The following is a 5,990-nucleotide window of genomic DNA, read 5'->3' on the forward strand; positions in this document are numbered from 1 at the left end:
CTGCCCCAGACCGTCCCCACCGGACGGCGCAATCTTCCCACCACCGAACTGAGCCCCGCCGAACGACGCACCCGCGAAATTTCGGAAATCCAGCGCGACATCAGCCGCCGCCGCCGCCGCAAACTGGGCCTGCTCATGGTCCGGCTGGCGTTTTTCGTCTTTCTGCCCGCCTTCCTCGCCGGGTATTATTTCTACAACATCGCGACGCCGATGTACGCCACCAACAGCCAGTTCCTGATCATCCAGAACGAAGGCTCCGGCGGTGCGGGACCCTTGGGCGGCTTACTGCCGACCCAATTCGCCAATTCCGCAGACAGCATCGCGACTCAAGCCTATCTGCAATCCAAGGACGCGATGCTGCGCCTCGACAAGGACGCGGGCTTCAAGTCGCATTTCGCGGATAAAAGCATCGACCCGATCCAGCGCCTCGAAGAGGATCCGACGAACGAGGACGCCTACAAGATCTACAAAAAGAACGTGAAGATCGGTTATGACCCGACAGAGGGCGTCATCCGTATGGAAGTGATCGCCGCCGATCCGGAAATTTCCGCCACCTTCTCGCGCAACCTGCTGAACTACGCCGAAGAACGCGTGAACAGCCTGTCGCAGCAAAAGCGCGAAGACACCATGCGCGACGGCCTGGCGGGCTACGAGTCCGCCGTTGAAAAACGCCGCGAAGCGCAGGAATCACTGATCAAGATGCAGGTAGAAAACGGGGTGGATCCCGAAGCGGTGATCGCCTCCATCCGAACCCAGATAACCAACTACGACACGCTGTTGATCGAAAAGGAACTGGAACTGGCTGCCCTGCTGGACAACCCGCGCCCGAACCGGGCCAAGGTCGATGGCGTGCAGGGCGATATCCGGCGCATCTCGACGCAGTTGGAAAAACTGAACAACCGCATGAACAACGCCACCGATGGCGAAGGCTCACTCGCCCAGCAGGCCGTGGCGCTGCAACTGGCGCAGGCAGACCTTGCCGCCGCGGATGCGAACCTTCAGGCGGCGCAGACACAAATGGATCAGGCCCGTACAGAGGCGGGACGGCAGGTGCGCTACCTCACCGTCGCCGTGCGCCCCGTCGCCCCGCAGGAGCCGACCTATCCCCGCAAGTTCGAAAACACAGTGCTGGCATTTCTGATATTTGCGGGTATCTACCTGATGCTGTCGCTCACCGCCTCCATCCTCAGAGAACAGGTTACATCATGACCCAAGTCACCGTCGGCGATGTCGTCATCGGGCAGGACCGTCCGCTGACGGTGATCGCAGGCCCCTGCCAGCTTGAAAGCCTCGATCATGCCCAGATGATCGCAGGCCGGATGAAGGAAGCCTGTGCCGAAGCGGGTGCCCAGTATGTGTTCAAGGCCAGCTACGACAAGGCCAACCGCACGTCTCTTTCAGGCAAACGCGGTCTTGGGATCGACGAAGGCCTCAAGGTGCTGCAGGCCGTGGGCACCGATAACAAGGTGCCGGTCCTGACGGACGTACATACCGAAGCCCAATGCGCGATAGCGGCAGAGGTTGCGGACATCATCCAGATACCCGCCTTCCTTTGCCGTCAGACGGACATGCTGCTCGCCGCCGGGCGGACCGGAAAGGCGGTGAATGTGAAGAAGGGCCAGTTCCTTGCCCCGTGGGACATGGCGAATGTCGTGACCAAGATCGAAAGCACGGGAAACCGGAACATCCTGCTGACCGAACGGGGAACGTCCTTCGGCTACAACGCACTGGTCGCAGACATGCGCGCCCTGCCCCAGATGGCCAAGACAGGCTATCCCGTGGTGATGGATGCGACACATTCCGTTCAGCAACCGGGGGGTCAGGGCGGCTCCTCCGGTGGCCAGCGAGAATTCGCGCCTCTTATGGCACGGGCGGCAGTGGCCGCGGGCGTGGCGGCCGTCTTCATCGAAACCCATGAGGATCCGGACAACGCGCCATCGGACGGGCCGAATATGGTCTACCTCGATGAGATGCCCGCGCTCATCCGTCTGCTTATGAGGTTCGACGCTATCGCCAAGGAACACCCCCTGACCTTCTGAGCGGTCCCGGCTGGGGGCGAGGATTACGCCCTCTCGCGCTACTTCAACACCCGCAGATGCGGCACCTTGTCTGCTGTACCCCCGTCGCGCGCAGCGGTGCAGAAAGCACGGATCAACTCCGCGTCCTTCACGCCCGGTTCGGCTTCCACCCCGGAAGAGACGTCGACCTGCCGTGCGCCCGTCAGTTGAATGGCGGCACCCACATTGGCGGGGGTCAACCCCCCGGCCAGCATCCATGGCACAGGCCAGCGTCGCCCGGTAATGAGGTTCCAGTCAAAGGCGAGCCCGTTGCCGCCGGGCAGCGGGCCATCCTTCGGCGGTTTGGCATCGACCAAAAGCTGGTCCGCCACGCGGGCATAACGATCGAGGGCGGGCAGATCGTCGGCATCCGCCACACCGACCGCCTTCATCACAGGCAAACCGTAGCGCGCCTTCACCTCGGCGACCCTTTCGGGCGTCTCTGACCCATGAAGTTGCAGCATGTCGATGGGCACCTGCGCCAAAAGCGCGTCCAGCGCCCCGTTATCGGCGTTCACCGTGAGGGCGACCTTGCAGATCCCCTCGGGCACAGAGGCGGCAAGTTCTGCCGCCTGCGAAATTTCCAGATTGCGCGGGGACTTGGGGAAGAAAACGAAACCAAGGTAGCGCGCACCGGCCAATATCGCCGCCGGAATGTCCGCCGGATCCGTCAATCCGCAGATCTTGATGTTCACGTCAGATGCCATGATCGCCCCGGGCGCGGGGGCACATTGGCCCCGAACGCGGTATGGTGGTTCAGCCGGTCTGCTCCAGAAGGGCCAGAACCTCGTCCTTGCCCTCGTGCTTTTCGGCCTTGAGCCGGGCGACCTCCCGCTCCAGCCGACGTATCTCACGCTCCTTGCGGGCGGCCTCGGCGCGTTCGCCGTATTCGCGGATCCATTCCCAGATGAAACCCACGAGCAAACCGGCAAGGATACTGCCCAGGATCACAAGGAACAGCGGCAGGTTGATTTCGGGGTTCAGCGCAAACCAGCCGGAGATTTCGGCGGGCAAGACACGCAGGGGTACGATGGCCCGGTTGGCCAGCGCGACGGCAATCAGCGCCAGCGCGAAGATGGCGATGCAAAGGTAGCGGATATAACGCATTAAGTCTTCCCGTTTAGGCGATCCCGAAGCAATTTGCCCGTCTTGAAGAACGGTACATGCTTCTCCTCCACATCAACCGTTTCACCCGTCCGGGGGTTCCGCCCCACACGCGCTTCTCTCTTCTTGACAGAAAACGCACCGAACCCACGCAGTTCAACCCGATCACCCCGCGCCATGGCATTGGTGATCTCGTCGAATATCGTGTTCACGATCCGCTCTACATCCCGTTGGTACAGGTGCGGATTATCGTCTGCAATCTTCTGGATGAGTTCAGAACGAATCACGGTGTTGGTTCTCCCTCTGGCTTGTTTTTATAGTTGGTGCAGCATTGAGGCGATTATATGGAAAAACACACCGTTCGGGAAGTGACCGGTTTGGGACAGCTTCGGTTTTTGTGCAGGAAGTCGCTGATATTCCGATAGTTTCAACTCTGAATACGTGTCGCATTCCAATCGACACGTGACCGGCCAAGGAACGCGCGCACTTTCGCCGCAGTCGATTCGGCACGAAAAAACCCCGCATCTTTCGATGCGGGGCCTCATTTTTCATCGGTAGACCCGAATGGATTATTCGTCGCCCTTCAGCGCGGCGCCAAGGATATCGCCCAGCGATGCGCCGGAATCGGAGGAACCGTACTGTTCGACAGCTTCCTTTTCTTCCGCGATCTCGCGCGCCTTGATCGATACGCCGAGGCGGTGTGCCTTGGTATCGACGTTGGTGATGCGTACATCGACCTTGTCCCCCACGGAGAAACGCTCGGGGCGCTGCTCGGCACGGTCACGGCTCAGGTCCGAACGGCGGATGAAGGCTTTCATGCCCTCGTATTCCACCTCGATGCCGCCATCTTCGATGGAGGTCACGGTCACGGTGACGACCGAACCGCGCTTCACGCCACCGACGGCTTCGGCAAACTTGTCGCCACCGACGTTCTTGATGGAGAGCGAAATGCGCTCCTTCTCCACGTCGACTTCGGACACGACGGCCTGAACCACATCGCCCTTGCGGTAGTTCTGGATCGCATCTTCGCCACGCTCGTCCCAGCTGAGGTCGCTGAGGTGAACCATGCCGTCGATGTCGCCCGGCAGACCGACGAACAGACCGAATTCGGTGATGTTCTTGACCTCGCCCTCGACCTCGGTGCCCTCGGGGTGCGTTTCAGCAAAGACTTCCCAGGGGTTGCGCATGGTCTGCTTGAGACCCAGCGAAACACGGCGTTTGGCGCTGTCGATTTCCAGCACCATGACTTCCACTTCCTGAGAGGTGGAGACGATCTTGCCGGGGTGCACGTTCTTCTTGGTCCAGGACATTTCGGAGACGTGAACCAGACCTTCGACACCGGGCTCCAGCTCCACGAAGGCGCCGTAATCGGTGATGTTGGTAACGCGACCTGTATGGGTCGATTCCAGCGGGTACTTGGCACCGACCAGATCCCACGGATCTTCCTGCAGCTGCTTCATGCCGAGGCTGATACGGTGGGTTTCCTTGTTGATCTTGATGACCTGCACCTTGATCGTTTCGCCGATCGACAGGATCTCGGACGGGTGGTTGACCCGGCGCCATGCCATGTCCGTCACGTGCAGCAGGCCGTCAACACCGCCGAGGTCAACGAAGGCACCGTATTCGGTGATGTTCTTGACCACGCCGTCGACCGTCTGACCTTCGGACAGGTTGCCGATGACTTCGGCGCGCTGCTCGGCACGGCTCTCTTCGAGGATCGCGCGGCGCGATACCACGATGTTGCCACGGCGGCGGTCCATCTTGAGGATCTGGAACGGCTGCTTGAGACCCATGAGCGGGCCCGCGTCGCGCACGGGGCGCACATCGACCTGGCTTCCGGGCAGGAAGGCCACGGCGCCGCCGAGATCGACGGTAAAGCCGCCTTTCACGCGGCCAAAGATCGCGCCTTCGACACGCTCTTCGGCGGCGTAGGCTTTCTCCAGACGGTCCCATGCCTCTTCGCGGCGGGCCATTTCACGGCTGATGACAGCTTCACCGCGGGAGTTCTCGACCTGGCGAAGGAAGACTTCGACTTCGTCGCCGACTTCGATCTTGGGGGACTCGCCGGGATCGGCAAATTCTTTGAGTTCGACGCGGCCTTCCATCTTGTAACCGACGTCGATGATGGCCTGGCCCGCTTCGATCGCGATCACCTTGCCCTTGACGACACTGCCTTCCTGGGGCGTGTCCATTTCGAAGCTTTCTTCAAGAAGCGCTTCGAATTCGTCCATTGCTTTGGTCATGTAGCTTATCGTTTCCTTATCATGTGTTTCTGGCCGTGCGGTTGTCTCCGCCGGTCTGGGGATGAATTTGGTCCGCGATGCCGGTCTCGGGGTCGGGTTCAAAAGAAAGAGGGCCGGTTGAAACCGACCCTGCCTGAGATATCCCGCCCGAAGCTGTGCCCGCTTCTTAGACATGGCGCGTATAGGTCAATCCAGCCGTCTTCGCAAGCCCCGAAGCCCGTGTGCCCCCGCCTATCCCCCTGTTTCCGGCGGAACCGCCGCCCCGTTCCGGCGTTCCTTTGGCATGTGGATGGTCATCCTTGTCATCATCGTGATTTCCGCGGCGCTGATCGTCGGCGCGGCCTGGGGGCTTTACGGAAAATTCCCCTCCAAGGTCGAAGGTTTCCTCGTGGCGATGGCGGGCGGCGCACTGATCGTGTCGGTCATGGCGGAACTGCTCGAACCTGCCGCCGAAGCGTCATCCATCCCCATCGTGATCCTGAGCTTTTTGAGCGGCGCCGTCATTTTCACCCTGGTGGACATGTATATCGACCGCCACGTCGGCGAAGACAGCGGCGGCGGCCTGCTGATGGCTGTCGTGCTCGAT

6 protein-coding genes and 1 pseudogene are annotated in these 5,990 nt (G+C 61.0%); 3 read left to right on the forward strand and 4 right to left on the reverse strand.

The window, feature by feature from the left end; translation table 11 throughout:
- Window positions 1–1,209 (forward strand): capsule biosynthesis protein (locus A3764_RS07825; RefSeq protein ID WP_067951431.1); only part of this gene is annotated, 1,209 nt, incomplete at its 5' end.
- Window positions 1,206–2,039, forward strand: a complete 834-nt coding sequence (gene kdsA, locus A3764_RS07830; RefSeq protein WP_067919897.1) for a 3-deoxy-8-phosphooctulonate synthase — start codon at window positions 1,206–1,208, stop codon at window positions 2,037–2,039. The genes A3764_RS07825 and kdsA, both read left to right, overlap by 4 nt.
- Window positions 2,040–2,077: 38 nt before the next feature.
- Here kdsA and A3764_RS07835 read toward each other — a convergent pair whose 3' ends face one another.
- From A3764_RS07835 to rpsA, 4 genes are all read right to left on the reverse strand, one after another.
- Window positions 2,078–2,764 carry a phosphoribosylanthranilate isomerase gene (locus tag A3764_RS07835; protein ID WP_067919895.1) on the reverse strand — a complete coding sequence of 229 codons (687 nt, stop codon included), beginning with the start codon at window positions 2,762–2,764 and terminating at the stop codon, window positions 2,078–2,080.
- Between the two features lie 49 nt (window positions 2,765–2,813).
- Entirely contained in the window at window positions 2,814–3,164 is a 351-nt protein-coding gene (locus tag A3764_RS07840) for a lipopolysaccharide assembly protein LapA domain-containing protein (protein WP_067919893.1), read from the reverse strand.
- On the reverse strand, window positions 3,164–3,448 hold the full coding sequence (ihfB, locus tag A3764_RS07845; protein WP_067919891.1) for an integration host factor subunit beta: 285 nt from the start codon (window positions 3,446–3,448) through the stop codon (window positions 3,164–3,166). The genes A3764_RS07840 and ihfB overlap by 1 nt, the downstream gene beginning before the upstream one ends.
- Before the next feature lie 282 nt (window positions 3,449–3,730).
- Window positions 3,731–5,578 (reverse strand): 30S ribosomal protein S1, encoded by a 1,848-nt coding sequence (gene rpsA / locus A3764_RS07850; RefSeq protein ID WP_269084897.1) that lies wholly within the window; start codon window positions 5,576–5,578, stop codon window positions 3,731–3,733.
- 109 nt (window positions 5,579–5,687) lie between these two features.
- Here rpsA and A3764_RS07855 point away from each other — a divergent pair.
- A pseudogene (locus tag A3764_RS07855) lies at window positions 5,688–5,990 on the forward strand (zinc transporter); the annotation flags it as partial.

Origin of the sequence: Sulfitobacter sp. HI0129 (genome assembly GCF_001635395.1) — a bacterium.
Taxonomy (GTDB): Bacteria; Pseudomonadota; Alphaproteobacteria; order Rhodobacterales; family Rhodobacteraceae; genus Sulfitobacter.